General features: G+C 62.2%; 14 protein-coding genes. 2 read left to right on the top strand and 12 right to left on the bottom strand.

Annotated features, from left to right (window positions below):
- Positions 1-3 precede the first annotated feature (3 nt).
- A complete protein-coding gene (locus Q0X62_RS06430) occupies positions 4-942 on the bottom strand; it encodes a bile acid:sodium symporter (protein ID WP_297732916.1) in 939 nt (312 codons plus the stop codon).
- Positions 943-1,224: 282 nt separating this feature from the next.
- Here Q0X62_RS06430 and Q0X62_RS06435 point away from each other — a divergent pair, with 282 nt between their 5' ends.
- The gene (locus Q0X62_RS06435; protein ID WP_297732918.1) at positions 1,225-1,692 is read left to right on the top strand and encodes a helix-turn-helix domain-containing protein; all 468 of its coding nucleotides are present in this window, start codon (positions 1,225-1,227) and stop codon (positions 1,690-1,692) included.
- Between the two features lie 248 nt (positions 1,693-1,940).
- Complete coding sequence (locus tag Q0X62_RS06440; RefSeq protein ID WP_297732921.1) at positions 1,941-2,255, top strand: hypothetical protein; 315 nt, start codon at positions 1,941-1,943, stop codon at positions 2,253-2,255.
- 40 nt (positions 2,256-2,295) lie between these two features.
- On the opposite strand, the gene Q0X62_RS06445 is transcribed toward Q0X62_RS06440, so the two are convergent.
- From Q0X62_RS06445 to Q0X62_RS06495, 11 genes are all read right to left on the bottom strand, one after another.
- A complete protein-coding gene (locus tag Q0X62_RS06445) occupies positions 2,296-2,850 on the bottom strand; it encodes a hypothetical protein (protein WP_297732924.1) in 555 nt (184 codons plus the stop codon).
- Between the two features lie 95 nt (positions 2,851-2,945).
- Positions 2,946-4,316 (bottom strand): M28 family metallopeptidase, encoded by a 1,371-nt coding sequence (locus Q0X62_RS06450; RefSeq protein ID WP_297732927.1) that lies wholly within the window; start codon positions 4,314-4,316, stop codon positions 2,946-2,948.
- Positions 4,317-4,477: 161 nt separating this feature from the next.
- Positions 4,478-5,452, bottom strand: coding sequence for an NADPH:quinone oxidoreductase family protein (locus Q0X62_RS06455; protein WP_297732930.1), 975 nt, complete (start codon positions 5,450-5,452; stop codon positions 4,478-4,480).
- A 26-nt stretch (positions 5,453-5,478) separates the two neighbouring features.
- Positions 5,479-6,399 (bottom strand): SDR family NAD(P)-dependent oxidoreductase, encoded by a 921-nt coding sequence (locus Q0X62_RS06460; protein WP_297732934.1) that lies wholly within the window; start codon positions 6,397-6,399, stop codon positions 5,479-5,481.
- Between the two features lie 34 nt (positions 6,400-6,433).
- The gene (locus Q0X62_RS06465) at positions 6,434-6,895 is read right to left on the bottom strand and encodes a MaoC family dehydratase (protein ID WP_297732937.1); all 462 of its coding nucleotides are present in this window, start codon (positions 6,893-6,895) and stop codon (positions 6,434-6,436) included.
- Complete coding sequence (locus tag Q0X62_RS06470) at positions 6,895-8,607, bottom strand: class I adenylate-forming enzyme family protein (protein WP_297732940.1); 1,713 nt, start codon at positions 8,605-8,607, stop codon at positions 6,895-6,897. Before Q0X62_RS06470 ends, Q0X62_RS06465 begins: the two co-directional genes overlap by 1 nt.
- Before the next feature lie 2 nt (positions 8,608-8,609).
- Positions 8,610-9,839, bottom strand: coding sequence for an acyl-CoA dehydrogenase family protein (locus Q0X62_RS06475; protein WP_297732942.1), 1,230 nt, complete (start codon positions 9,837-9,839; stop codon positions 8,610-8,612).
- Positions 9,840-9,889: 50 nt separating this feature from the next.
- A complete protein-coding gene (locus Q0X62_RS06480; RefSeq protein WP_297732945.1) occupies positions 9,890-10,681 on the bottom strand; it encodes an SDR family NAD(P)-dependent oxidoreductase in 792 nt (263 codons plus the stop codon).
- A gap of 32 nt (positions 10,682-10,713) precedes the next feature.
- Positions 10,714-11,853 carry an acyl-CoA dehydrogenase gene (locus tag Q0X62_RS06485; protein WP_297732948.1) on the bottom strand — a complete coding sequence of 380 codons (1,140 nt, stop codon included), beginning with the start codon at positions 11,851-11,853 and terminating at the stop codon, positions 10,714-10,716.
- 27 nt (positions 11,854-11,880) lie between these two features.
- On the bottom strand, positions 11,881-13,047 hold the full coding sequence (locus Q0X62_RS06490; RefSeq protein WP_297732951.1) for an acyl-CoA dehydrogenase family protein: 1,167 nt from the start codon (positions 13,045-13,047) through the stop codon (positions 11,881-11,883).
- A 185-nt stretch (positions 13,048-13,232) separates the two neighbouring features.
- A complete protein-coding gene (locus Q0X62_RS06495) occupies positions 13,233-14,144 on the bottom strand; it encodes an acyl-CoA desaturase (RefSeq protein WP_297732954.1) in 912 nt (303 codons plus the stop codon).
- Between the last annotated feature and the right edge of the window lie 76 nt (positions 14,145-14,220).

Below are 14,220 nucleotides of genomic sequence, written 5' to 3' on the forward strand. Positions count from 1 at the left end.
CCGTCAGGTTTTGCGCTCTTTGGCGTTTGCCCGGAGTGTCCGCGAATCGGACCAGCGGAACAAGCCCGCGAGCAGCGAGCCGCCTATCAGGTGCCAGATACTCCAGGTTCCGATAATGGCTGCGGCGCCACCGACCCCGTCGAACTGGCTGAGCAGGATGACCAGGCCGAGGCCGGCATTTTGAATCCCGACCTCGAAAGTCAGCGCACGGCGCCTTGCAGCCTCCATGCCCATGGCGCGACCGCCGAGCCAGCCAAGCGCGAACGCGGCGCTGTTGTGCAGAACGACAATTGGAATGATGACAGCCCCGGCGGCCAGAAAGATCGGCCAATTCTGAACGATGCCAACCAGGACCAACAACGCGATGCAGGACAGCCCCAACGGGCCGAGCACGCGGCCCATCCGCTCCGCCAGAACCGGCTTCCAGGCATTGAGCGCCATACCCAGCGCCAGCGGTACAGCCAACAGAAGCGCCGTTTGAACGAAAAAGGGCATTGGGTCGACATGCAGCGCTTCGACCAGCGCATCCACCGGCGGATAGAGGCGTGACCAGACCAGGATGGAAACCGGCGTCATGACCGCTGCGGAGACGCTCGAGATCGCCGTTAAAGTTACTGAGTAGGCAGTATTCCCACCAGCAGCGCGGGTCAGCAGATTGGAGATGTTTCCGCCCGGGCAGCTCGCCACGACCAACATGCCCAAGGCGATACTGGCGGGCGGCGAAAGCATCAGGATCAGCCCCAGGGTGAGCAAAGGCAGGCCGATCAACTGCGCCAGCACGCCTCCCAGCACCCGGACCGGTTGTTGTCGCACCAGCGCGAAGTCCGTCAGCCGCAGGGTCAGGGCGACGGAGAACATCATTACAAAGAGAATTGCAGCGATCCCCAACCGCGATTGGTCATCAACTATTACCTGCAATTGGTCGATCGCGGCAGCATCCATAAAAACCTGTCCTGTCAGTAAGTTGGGCGATCGAACATCAGTCGGGAAAATTGGTGGGCGCGCGGTGAACCAGTTGTAATGTCAACATAAGGGTCGCCAAATTCATCTCAGCCTGTATCCTGATACCGGACACTTCCGTGCGCCGTGAACGTTGTTTCACACTCTCGCGCGTTGGGATTAAACGCACAATATCCGACCGCTGCGGTCCGGGTGCTGCGGGTGATCCGGTATTTTGTATAAGCGGGCCGCACGGGCAGCGGTCTGGTGTTTGGGGGACCGGGAATGGGTCGAAAACGTTTCGATGAAATGTCCTGCGCCATCGCGCAGACTTTGAACCAGGTGGGTGATTGGTGGACACTCCTCATCGTCAGGGATGCCATGAAGGGCGCGCGCCGCTTCAGTGACTTCCACGAGAGCACCGGCATTGCCAAGAATATTCTTACCGACCGCCTCAACAAGCTTGTCCAGAACGGTATCATGATCCGTGAAGAAGTTGGCGTTCGTGGTCAGCGCCAGGAATACGTGCTGACCGAGCGCGGTGAGGCCCTGTTTCCCATCCTCATGGCGATGCAACAATGGGGCGACAAATGGGTCTATGGCGAAGATGAGCTTCCTCTGGAAGTCTATGATGCGCGGACCGGCGAACAGCTCGCACCGATGAGCGTGGCCAATCAGAGCGGCGAAGAAGTCACCCATCGCGACATCGCCGGGCGCGATCCGCGCGGCCGTTCGATCCGCGAAGCCGGATAGCAAGTCCGCGCCGCCCGGATCGACCCGCGCGATTCTCAGACCATAGAACCCGGCAACAATCACGCGGGGCAGCACAGGCGCCTGCCTGCAATTCCGCGCGATCGCGCAAATGCCTGCCATCCCCTGTCAGGGGAATCGCTTCGACACATGTATTGAGACAGGCGAATTTGCCGCCTATGGTCACACCAAGTGCTGGAAACGGCGATCCTGCCGCAATCAATCAAACGCACCGACCAGGGGAATCCATCATGCTGATCAGTTCACTTCTTCTCGCCACCGCGTTGCAGGCCTCGCCTGTCGACACGCTTGTCGCCAATGCACTGCAAGTCTCCACGGCCCAGGGCAGCTACATCACCTATTTCGAAGCGGACGGGACCTACACCACGAATATCGGGATCTCCGGAACCTGGTGGGTTGACGGCAATGAGCTTTGCGTCGAGCGCAGCACTGGCGAAGGCGGGTGCGCGCCTCTCGGTGACGCGGAGGAAGTCGGTTCGAGCTGGACAGGCGAGAATGCCGCCACCGGGGAAATGGTGACCTACACCATCGTCGCACGCGACTAGACAGACCTGTCTTGACGGGCAGGCCCGCCCTGCCCGTCACTCACTCGGCAAGCGGAACCGCTTCGCCGCGATCGATCAGGAACCAGTCCGTGCCTGGATAGCGCCGCTCGATCGTCCAGCCATAACTGCCGTCGGCATTGTATGTGGTTCGCGTCCGCGCATCGAACGCGCCATAGCCATCCTCACCGGAAAACGCCGACCCATGCCCGTCCGGCTCAAAACGGACGGTCTGTCGGGTCACAGACCATTCGCCTCGCGCCGCAGCATACCAGTGCTGCACGACCTCGCCTGTATCAGAATCGAGCACACGGGTCAGCTCGCCAAAAAAGGCGCCGTCCGCCGCATCCCGCCAGATCGTGCGCACCCCCTCACCGCCCAAGGCACGCCCGGTTTCGACGGTGAAGTGAAGCACCGCCATTTCTCCGGGACCGCTCAGCACCCAATTCGTGACGGCAAAATGCCCAAGCTCGGGTGCGACATGAGCTGCCAGATCTGGCATGGCCGTCTCGGCTTGCTCCGGTGGCGCTTCCCTTGCGTTGGAGGTTGCGCCAGGGGCGAGCGCCAGCACGCCGGCGGCGAGAAGACCTGTGATCATGGTCAGCATCCAGTTCTGTCAGACGCGACAGAGCATGCCCCGGCGCCGCGACGTGCACCATCGGTGCACGCCACAGCTGGGATGAATGACCGGATCTAATTGCCGAACGAGCCGGCCGCGCCCGGGAAGACAACCGGCGTTTCGGAACCATCCAGCGCAACTGCCGAGACGCCGAAGAAATAATTGTCGATCACGACATTCTCCAGCGTGTGGCTGTCGGTGCGACCGACAAAGCGGCTCCACTGCCATTGCGGCTGATCGGTCAGGCGCCAGTAGATCCGGTAACCGGAGAGATTCGCCGCAGCCTCACCCTCGGCCATGTTCCAGCTCAGCGTGGTCGACGGCTGAACGGCCCCCTCGATGGTGACATTGGACGGGAAAGGCGGAGCACCAGCCATCTGGGCGAGAACCGCGACATTGAGCGCGGTCAGACGGGCCGCATGGTCAAAGTCGACGCCCTCAATCGTATCGCCATAGGGTCGACCGTCTTCGGTGCGCAAATCCTGATGCTGGCGGTCATAATGCTCATTGGTCTCCATGATCCGGACGCCGGGATAGCCCACCGCATTGAAGGGCCGGTGATGGCCGCCACGGCGGAAACGGTCGAGCCGGTAGACCATCATCACATCGAGATTGGGGATGTACTGATCGGCCGTGCGATCGACAAAGCGGGCCAGATTGCGCGATGCGCTATCGACCTCGCCACCGCGGAAACGACGGTTTATGGCCTCTTGCTCAGTCTCGACCGCACGCGTGCCTTCGGAAAAAACTCGGGCCGTGGTGTTGTTGATGACGCCATTGATGCCGGCGATATTGCCGATCATGTCATTATTGAGCACGCCCTTGATCCGCCAGCCATTTTCGATGGCGTGCGCCGCCACGATCTGCCCACCAAACAGGCCCTGCTCCTCGCCGGACAGGCCAGCATAGATGATGGACCCGTCGAACTCATGCTGGCTCAGGACACGCGCGGCCTCGATCACGCCGGCCATGCCGGAGGCATTGTCATTGGCACCGGGACTGTCGGAACTTCCGTCAAGCGCGTCGGTGACGCGGCTGTCGATATCACCGGACATCATCACATAGCGGCCGGGGTCAATACGACCCCGCTGGATGGCGATCACGGAAACCACTTCGACCGGGTCGGGAATGCGCTCCGTCCCGGAAATCGTGTCGGAGATATACATGACCTCGAGGCAACCACCGCAATCCGCCGAGATGCGTTCAAACTCCTCGAATATCCAGCGGCGGGCGGCGCCAATCCCGCGTGTATCGCTTTCGGTTTCCGACAGGGTGTGGCGGGTACCGAAATCGGCCAGGGTGCGGATATCCGACTCGATCCGGTCGGCTGACACCGCGCCGACGTAGTCATGGACGGCCAGGACTTCAGACGGCGGCGCATGCTCCTGGGCCAAGGCCGGTGCGGCGATCAGCGCTGACAGGGCGGCTGCGATTACGAGTTTCATAGGTCCCTCCCCCGGGATTGGGTACAAACTGGGTCTGATGATGGTCCGACTGTCGGCGCGGTCAAGCCTTGCTCGCGCCGAGCCCCCTTCGCAAGGCGCAAACCAAAAGCGGCGCGACAGATTTCCGCCGCGCCGCTTGATGTTGAAGTGATATACGGCGCCTACGGCACCAGGATCACTTTTCCGATCGCCTTGCGACCAGACAGGGCGTTGAAACCCTCCAGGAAGTCTTCCAGCTGGTAGGTCCCGGCCACATGCGGCTTGATCTTGCCGGCTTCGAACATGTCGAAGAGCTCCGACATATTCTTCTTGTGCTCGGCCGGAACAGCGCCAGCCCAGGCGCCCCAGAACACGCCCACCACGCTCGCCATTTTCAGGAGCGGGAGGTTGAGCGGGAGTTTGGGAATGTCGCCAGCGGCAAAACCGATGACCAGGTGGCGTCCACCGGCGGCGATGCCGCGGAAGGCGGTCTCGGCATAATCACCGCCGACCGGATCGTAGATTACGTCGACGCCCTTGCCGCCGGTCAATTCCTTGATCCGGGCCTTGAGGTCCTCGGTCGAGTAGTTGATCAGCTCATCCGCGCCATGTTGCTTGCAGACCGCCAGCTTCTCGTCGCTGGATGCTGCGGCGATCACGCGCGCGCCCATCGCCTTGCCCAGCTCGACCGTGGCCAGGCCGACACCGCCGGCTGCACCCAGCACCAGCAGGCTTTCACCCGGCTTGAGCAAGGCGCGCTGCTTGAGCGCGTGATAGGAGGTGCCATAGACGATCGTCAGACCGGCCGCCGCCTCATAGGGCATGGCATCCGGGATCGGCGTCACCGAGGCCGCAGGCACCACGGCCTGTTCGGCAAAGGCGCCGACCGGCGTGTTGAACAACACCTTGTCGCCCACCGCGATGCCCTCGACACCCTCACCCAGCTCCGACACTACACCCGCGCCTTCCGTGCCCGGCACGAAGGGCAATGGCGGCTTGAACTGGTATTGCCCGCGCACACACAGGAGGTCGGGGAAGTTCAGTCCGCCCGCCTTTACGTCAATGCGGACATGACCGGGTTGAATGGCCGGCGCGTCGATTGTCTCGACAACCAGCTGGTCCTCGGGACCAAATTCCTTGCAGATAAGTGCTTTCATGATTTTGGCGTCTCCTTTTGCGGGGGTCAGCCCAGTTTCACACCGGCATGCGCCGCCGCCTTGGTCAGGAATTTGATGGTCTGCTCGCCGCCGGCCTTGAGTTCTTTCTGGTCGGCCTCATCAGCGATCTCGGTGAAACGTGCTGCGACATTCTCTGGCGTCTGCTCGTCCGGAGGCAGGAAGATGCCATCCGTCTCGTGGACCTTGGTGACCGCATAACCACCCGCGCCGGCACACAGGATGGTACGGCTCGGTCCGTCCTCGCTGACGAGATAGACAAGGCCTGTGGACACCGATTCCGGTGTCATCAGATCGAGCGCGGCTGGCGGCAGAAGCCCTTCGGTCATCCGCGTTGCCGCGGTCGGCGACAGGGCGTTGACCCGAATATTGTATTTGGCACCTTCCAGGTGGAGCGTGTTCATCAGCCCGACCACGCCAAACTTGGCAGCGCCGTAATTGGACTGGCCGAAATTGCCATACATGCCGGAGGACGAGGTGGTCATGGCGATGCGGCCATATTCCTGCTCGCGCATGATGTCCCAGACCGCCTTGGTGCACACGGCCGAGCCGTTGAGATGGACATCGACGACGGCCCGGAAATCATCCAGCTCCATCTTGGCGAAGGACTTGTCACGCAGGATGCCGGCATTATTGACCAGAATATCGACCCGGCCCCATTTGGCCTTGGCCTGCTCGACCATATCGGCCACTTCATCGGCCTTGGTGACATTGGCGCGGTGCGAAATCGCCTCGCCGCCGGCGTCGCGGATTTCAGCCGCGACATCCTCGGCAGCCGAACCGGATCCGGTGCCGTCCAGCGACCCGCCGAGATCATTAATGACCAGTTTGGCACCGCGTGATGCCAGCGCCAGGGCGTGCGTCCGGCCCAGCCCCTGGCCAGAGCCGGTGACGATGGCGACGCGGCCGTCGAAACGAAGTTCACTCATGACGTCTCAATTCCTTGTTTGATTGGCGGGTCGGTCAGCCGAGGATCTGGAGGGTCAGCCATTGCGCCATCAGCGCGGGCTTGTCCTCGCCCTCGATCTCGACCGTCACATCATATTTGAGCATCCACTGGCCCGGATTGCGTTCGACCGCATCGGCGAGCGAGAAGCGGCCGCGCACGCGCTTGCCAGCCCGGACCGGGGTGAGAAAGCGGACTTTCTCGAAGCCGTAATTAATCCCCATGACAATGCCATCGATCACGATCGTCGTGCCCGCTGCCATCGAGGACAGCATGGACAGGGTCAAAAAGCCGTGCGCGATGGTGCCGCCGAAGGGCGTTTCTCTAGCCGCCCGCTCGGGATCGATATGGATGAATTGGTGGTCATCCGTGACATCGGCGAAGGTGTTGATCTGGTCCTGGCTGATCTCGATCCAGTCGGACACGCCGATCTCGGTCCCGACCGCCGCTGCGAGTTCGTCTTTCTTGAGTATCGGCATCAGGCCGTCTCCCCGTCTTCCAAAAGCATCTTGCGAAGGCCCGGCTTGTCGATCTTGCTGGTCCCGCCACGCGGCAGGGGACCGTCCATGCGCCAGACGCGATCCGGTATCTTGAATGGCGCCAGATGCGGCTTGAGGAAGGCCTTGAGATCATCGTCGGACAGGCTCGCCCCATCGCGCAGCAAAATGGCCGCACCGACACGCTCGCCAAGGCGTTCATCGGGAATGCCGATCACCGCCGCCTCGAGAATATCCGGATGGTGGGCCAGCGCGCCCTCGACTTCCAGACAACTCACATTCTCGCCGCCGCGCAGGACCATGTCCTTGATGCGGTCAACGATGAAGAGGAATCCATCCTCGTCGATAATGCCGACATCACCGGTCTTGAACCAGCGATCCTTGGTCAGGACGTCGGCGGTCGCCTCGGGCTGGTTGAGATAGCCGCGGAAAACGCCGGGCGACTGGATCCACACCTCGCCCGGCTCACCGGTCGAGGTCTCATTGCCGTCGGCATCGACCGTCTTGATGAAGGTGACAGCCGGCAGCGGCGCGCCGCAGGAGCCCGGCTTGGCCTGGTATTCCCCCAGCCCGTTATAGGTGCCCAGGGCATTGGTCTCGGTCAGGCCATAGCCCGAGGACGACCAAGCCTGCGGGAAGACTTCATTGATCTTCTCCACATGGGCCTCGGGACGCTTGGCGCCGCCCGTGCCCATCGATTGCAAGGTCTCAAGGACCTCACCGCGGCGTTCGGCCTCCAGGGTCAGCTCGTGCGACATGGTCGGCACGCCCACCATGTCGGTCAGCTTCTCGGCCTGGATGAGATTGACGGCATCGCCGGCATCCCATTTGCGCATCAGCGCCATCTTCCGCCCGGCGAAGACGGACAACATGAACACGGCATGCGACCCGGTGCAGTGGAAGAGTGGCAGACAGACCAGAACCCCCGGATCGCCATCGACGAATTCATTATCGCCATTGGCCAGTTTGAGCGCTGCACCGAGCAGCGCGAAAGAGAGGATGGTGGTCACCGCCCCGCGATGGGTCAGGACCGCGCCCTTCGGCTTCCCGGTGGATCCGGACGTGTAGAAGATCGCAAAGTCGCTGTCGGTATCGATCACAAGTTCCGGCGGCGCCTTGCCGGCACTGGCCGCGACCATGTGATCGAACGTGTCCGCGACCCCATCGATCTCGCCGCGACCGGCGATCAGGGTCAGGCCCAGCCGATCGGCATGCGGGCGGATGCGTTCGATCTGGCGCGCCCCGGCGATCACGATCTTGGCGCCGCAATCCTCCAGGCCGAAGGCCATCTCTTCGCTGGTCCACCAACCATTGAGCGGGACGATAACCCCGCCGGCCGCAATGACACCGAGGAAACAGGCCATCCACTCCGGACAATTGCGCAGGGCCAATGCCACCCGCGTGCCCGGTTTGACGCCATGACGGTCGATGAGTGTGTTGGCGATCGCGACAGACCGGGCTGCCAGATCGGCAAAGGACCAGCGCTGGCTCTCGAACACCACCGCCGTCTTGTCACCATGCTCCATCGCCTTGAGGAGAAGAAAGCGCAGATCGGCCGGCGCGTTGACATAGGCCTTCTGGCGTACGCCCAGCACGTCAGTCTCGCCGACATTGAGCACCTCTTCCGCCTCGGTGACCTGACGGGCAATCTGCTCGAGAAGGGCCCGCGGCGGGGCCGGTTTACGCTCGGCCATCCTCAGACCTCATTGGCGTAGGGCTTGAGTTCCTTGCGACCGATCACCATACGGTGCACGGCATCGGGACCATCAGCGAAGCGCAGCGTGCGCAGTCCGGTCCACATGGCGGCCAGTGGCGTGTCCTGGGAGACGCCGGTTCCGCCATGCATCTGCATGGCCTCATCAACCGTCTCCAGCGCTACGCGCGGCGCGACGACCTTGATCTGCGAAATCCAGGGCGCGGCCGCGCGCGGATCGCCCTGGTCCATCATCCAGGCCGCTTTGAGGCAGAGCAGACGCGCCTGTTCGATCGCCATTCGGCGTTCGGCAATGATGTCATAATTGGCGCCCAGCTTGGCCAGCGGCTTGCCGAAGGCGGTCCGGCTCACGGCGCGCCGACACATCAGCTCGAGCGCTCGCTCGGCCTGGCCGATAGCGCGCATGCAGTGATGGATCCGGCCCGGCCCGAGACGGCCCTGGGAAATCTCGAAACCACGACCACGGCCGAGGATAAGACAATCCTTGGGCACGCGCACATCGGTAAAGCGGATGTGCATATGGCCGTGCGGCGCGTCATCATGGCCAAACACGGTCATGGGCCGAAGAATCTCGATACCCGGCAGGTCCGACGGGATGAGGAATTGCGAGTGGCGACCATGACGCGGCGCATCATCACCCTCGGTCTTGGTCATCAATACGTAGACAGCACAGCGCGGATCGCCGGCACCGGAGGCCCAGTATTTCTCCCCATTGAGCACCCATTCATCACCATCCTCGACGGCGGAGAAAGCGATATTGGTGGCGTCCGACGAGGCGACATCCGGCTCGGTCATCAGATAGGCCGAGCGCATCTTCCCCTCGAGCAGAGGCTCGAGATATTTCTTCTTCTGCTCGGCATTTCCGTAGCGTTCGATGACTTCCATATTGCCCGTATCCGGCGCGGAGCAATTGAACGTCTCCGCAGCCAGCTGGGACCAGCCCATTTCCTCGGCGAGGAAAGCGTATTCGACGGTGGTCAGCCCATAGCCGCGATCGGACCCGGTGAGCCAGAAATTCCACAGCCCGCGCTTGCGGGCCTCGGCCTTGAGGCTTTCCAGGATTTCGGTCTGGCGGTCGGTGAAGGCGAAGCGATCACCAGCCTTGCCGATCTCCGCGTGGTATTCTTCCTCCACCGGCATGACGACATCGCGCACCATGGCGCGAACCTGTTCGATGAGCGGCTTGACGCGCTCTGAAACACCGAGATCCATGTCTCTCCCCTTTGATCTTCTAACCGTTGTGACTGTTCTTTACTGCCGCTTCAAACCGGGCGCCCGCGCGCACCGACCATCATGCGACGAAATTTGCGCATCCCGCCGAGCCAGCGATCGCGTTCATTGGCGCGCGCCTGCTCATAGGCCGGGACATTTTCGTGCGGCAAAGCCAGGAAGCGCTTCTCCGCAATCGCCGCGAGCGTCTCCGCGGCGACGTCGGCGGGTTCGACGATACCATCGGCGCCGGCAATACCGCCATCCTCACTCCCGCCCAGCATGTCGGTCCGGACCGCTTGCGGGCATACGCACACGACCTGCAGGCCCTCATCGCCATGAGCGATGGCCATGCTTTCCGCGAACGACACCGCGGCATGCTTGGATGCGGTGTAGGAGGACGCTCCGATCTGGGCGAGCAATCCGGCAGCCGAGGCGACGATCACGAAGACACCGCCGCCGCGCGGTTTCATGCGCGGCCAGACCTGACGGGCGCCGCGAACCGCGCCCATCACATTGACCTCGAAACTGTCATGCCAGGCCTTGTCGTCGGCACCGGCCGCATCCCAGCTCGGTTCATCCGTGCGCAGGATGCCGGCATTGGAGACATAGACATCGACCGGACCCAGCGCGACTTCGGCCTTGTCGAGGAAGGCGCCGATTTCCGCTTCCCTGGTGACGTCGACCCTCATGCCGATCCCGCCGAATTCTGCCGCAGCTTCTTCGGCCCCGGTCAGATCAGCCAGCGCGACCTTCGCGCCCTGCGCATGGAAGGCCCGCGCCATGGCGAGGCCAATTCCGCGCGCACCGCCGGTGATCGCGACCACCTTGCCTTGATAATCCATCCGTTTCTCCTCCGCCGGATCGGTGTCGCTGATCAGTAATTCCGCATACGCGCGAATTTCTCGGCGTGATAATTGGCATCGCCATAGAGCGCTTCCGCGACCCGGACCCGCTTCATGAAAAAGCCGATATCGAATTCGTCCGTCATCCCCATGCCGCCATGCATCTGCACGCCCTCCTGGGCCGCCAGCTGCGCGACCTGGCCAAGCTTTGACTTGGCCGCCGACACCATCATCGCCGCGTGATCCGGCGCGGCATCCAGGGTCTGAAGCGCCTTCAGCACGATCGACTTGCCCAGCTCGACCTCGGAATAGAGATGCGCGGCGCGGTGCTGCAGCGCCTGGAAGCTGCCAATGATCTGGCCGAATTGCTTGCGTTCCTTGATATAGCCAACCGTGCTCTCAAGGCATTGCTGGGCCGAGCCCGACATTTCCGCCGACAGGCCGGCACGACCGGCATCGAGCACGGCTTCCAGCGCCGCAAGGCCGCCATCGACCTCGCCGAGCACCGCGTCAGCGGTCACCTCGACCCCATCAAGGGTCACAGTCGCGAAATTGCGGCTATCGACTGTCTTGATCCGGTCCACGGTCAATCCGGCTGCATCGATTGGCACCAGGAAGAGCGAGACACCCTCGGCCTCGGCTTCGCTGCCGGCGGTCCGCGCCGAGACAATCATCATGTCGGCGACATGACCTTCGACCACGAAGCTCTTGCGACCGGAGAGTTTGAACCCGTTCCCTGAACGCTCGGCCTTTGTGGCGACGCTGGACGGGTTGTGCTTGCGGCCTTCATCGACAGCGATGGCGGTGATGGCCTCGCCCGCGGCAATCCTTGGCAGCCATTCCGACTTCTGTCCGTCCGAGCCAAACCGTGTGAGCGCCGTCGCGCCCATGATCGCCGTCGACAGGAAGGGTGAGGCCGTCAGCGTGCGCCCCATTTCCTCGGCGATGACGCCGGCGGCGACATGACCCATTTCGACGCCGCCCTGGTCTTCAGGCACCAGCACACTGGTCCAACCCATCTCGGCCATCGCGGCCCAGGTCTTGCGGTCGAACCCGTCAGCGGAATCCGTGTCACGCAGCTTGCGCAATTGTGCGACCGGCGCACTGTCCGCGAGAAATCCGCGGGCGGCATCCTTGAGCATGCCGGCTTCTTCATTGAGCACCATGGCCATGATGGTCTCTCCCCTGTGGTGCGGCGTCTAGGCCGACGGCAATTCGAGAATGCGTTTGGAAATGATGTTGAGCTGGACCTCGGACGTCCCGCCCTCGATCGAATTGCCCTTGGTGCGCAGCCAGCTGGCCGCCACATCATCATCCGCGCCCCATTCCAGTCCGTCCTGGCCGGCCGAATCCATCATCAATTCCAGGCGGCGCTTGTTGAGCTCGGTGCCGTAGTATTTGAGCACGGAGGAATTGGCTCCCGTGCCCTGCCCCGCCTTCGCCTCGTCGGCAACGCGCTCCATGGTCGACATGAAGGCGAGACCGTCGATCTCCATCCGCACGACATCGGTGCGCAGGAAAGGATCGGCGAGACGACCGTTTTCATCCTTGCCCAGCATCTGTACCGCTACATCACCGGCCGGGCGCATGGCGCCGGAGCCCATGCCGCCAATCATCTCACGCTCATGGGTGAGCAGATATTTGGCGACGGACCAGCCCTTGTTGAGCTCGCCGACCACCTGGCGCTTGTCGGCCTTCGCATCGTCGAAGAAGGTCTCGCAGAAGGGTGACTTGCCGGAAATCAGCTTGATCGGCTTGGTGGTCACGCCGGGCTGGTCCATGTCGACCAGAATGAAGGAAATACCTTCATGTTTCTTGGCTTCGAAATCGGTCCGCACCAGCGCAAAAATCCAGTCGGCCTGGTCGGCATAGGAGGTCCAGATCTTCTGGCCATTGATCAGATAGTGATCACCCTTGTCCTCGCACTTGGTCATCAGCGCGGCCAGATCCGACCCGGCATTGGGTTCCGAATAGCCCTGCGCCCAGCGAATCTCACCGCGGGCGATCGGGGGCAGGTGCTCGAGTTTCTGCTCGTGCGTCCCGTATTTCAGCAGGGCTGGTCCAAGCATCCAGATACCGAAGGATTGCAGCGGCGAGCGCGCCTTGATGCGCTGCATTTCGGAGCGCAGCACCTTGGCCTCCTCCTTGGTCAGGCCACCGCCGCCATACTCGGTTGGCCATTCCGGAACGGTCCAACCCTTGGACGCCATTCGCTCAAGCCACAGTAATTGCGGTTTTGAGTACTGGCCTTTCTTGCCACCCCAGACCGCGTCAGCCTCGCTCTCCATGGGCTGGCGCATTTCCTCGGGACAACTGGCCTCAAGCCAGTCCCGGACCTCGTGGCGGAAGCTTTCCAGATCGGACATGATCTCCCCTTTATCGACATTATCGAGCATTCGGTATGATGCACTTGCGAAGACGCTAGCGCCGAACCGGGGTCAGGTCCATGGCTGAGAGCGGCGATTTCAGTGAAATCCGCGCATACAGGGACGTATGAAAAAGCCCCGGTCGATGACCGGGGCTTTGAAGGTGCAGTGCGGTAGTTTGCGGGCTAATCCGCAAACTGCGGAGCGATCTCCAAATTCTTGGCAATGCCGAGACGGCGCATCACCAGAAGCGCAGTGCCGTTATAGTCGACGACCCGGTTCCAGAACCCCTTCTTGGGCAAGTGCAGAGCGGAACGCGGGAAGTCATGGTGATGGTCATGAAGCGCCTCGCCTCCGGTCAGGAGCGCGAGCAGATAGTCGAACCATTTCGGCGTTTTCATATGACCGAACACATTCACGCCGAGTGTCGTGGCATGGAATTGCAGGCCACGGCCAATGATCACGCTGGCATGGATCAGCGCGGTCAGGATCAACGATCCACCGCTCAGCGCCACGGCCAGGTAAATCACAGCCGGAATCACCAGATGCATCACAAGGGAGAGCGTGATGTGGAACTGGTCGGCAAAGCGCACGACCGGGTTTTCCTTCAGCCATAACGGCATCGGCCGGGCGAGGTCTTTCTCGTCGCGCCACAGGATCCAGCCAACCCAGGCCCAGACCTTGGACTCGAACGGATTGTGCGGATCACCCGGCTTGTCGGCGAAACGATGATGCTGGGAGTGGTAGTTCACCCAATCCTTTAACGTGCCCTGCATGGCCAGGATGCAATTGATCATGATGATGACCTGGCCCGGCCATTTGATCTCGCCGGCGCGGTGCTGCCAGATCCGGTGCAGCGGGCCGATCCCCATATTGCACAGGAAGATGGTCAGCGCGGTCACGCCCAGGCAAAGCGGGGCATACCACCAGCGCAGGGTAAGGCCGTTGAGAGCCAGGCCGAGGATAATCATCGTGGTGATCAGGGCCACGCCAAGGGCCGGGTAAATGATGGCAGAAAAGGCGCTCGCCCAATTCAGCGTTCGCCAGGATTTCAGGATTGCTTCGGAGCGCGCAAGAATGCGGGATTCAAGGGTCATGAAAGGCCACTCGCAATAAGAACAAAAGAACCGGTACGGAACTGGCACCGAGTTTCAGCTGCCCTGCCCCGATCGT

Source organism: uncultured Maricaulis sp., from assembly GCF_947259345.1.
Taxonomy (GTDB): domain Bacteria; phylum Pseudomonadota; class Alphaproteobacteria; order Caulobacterales; family Maricaulaceae; genus Maricaulis.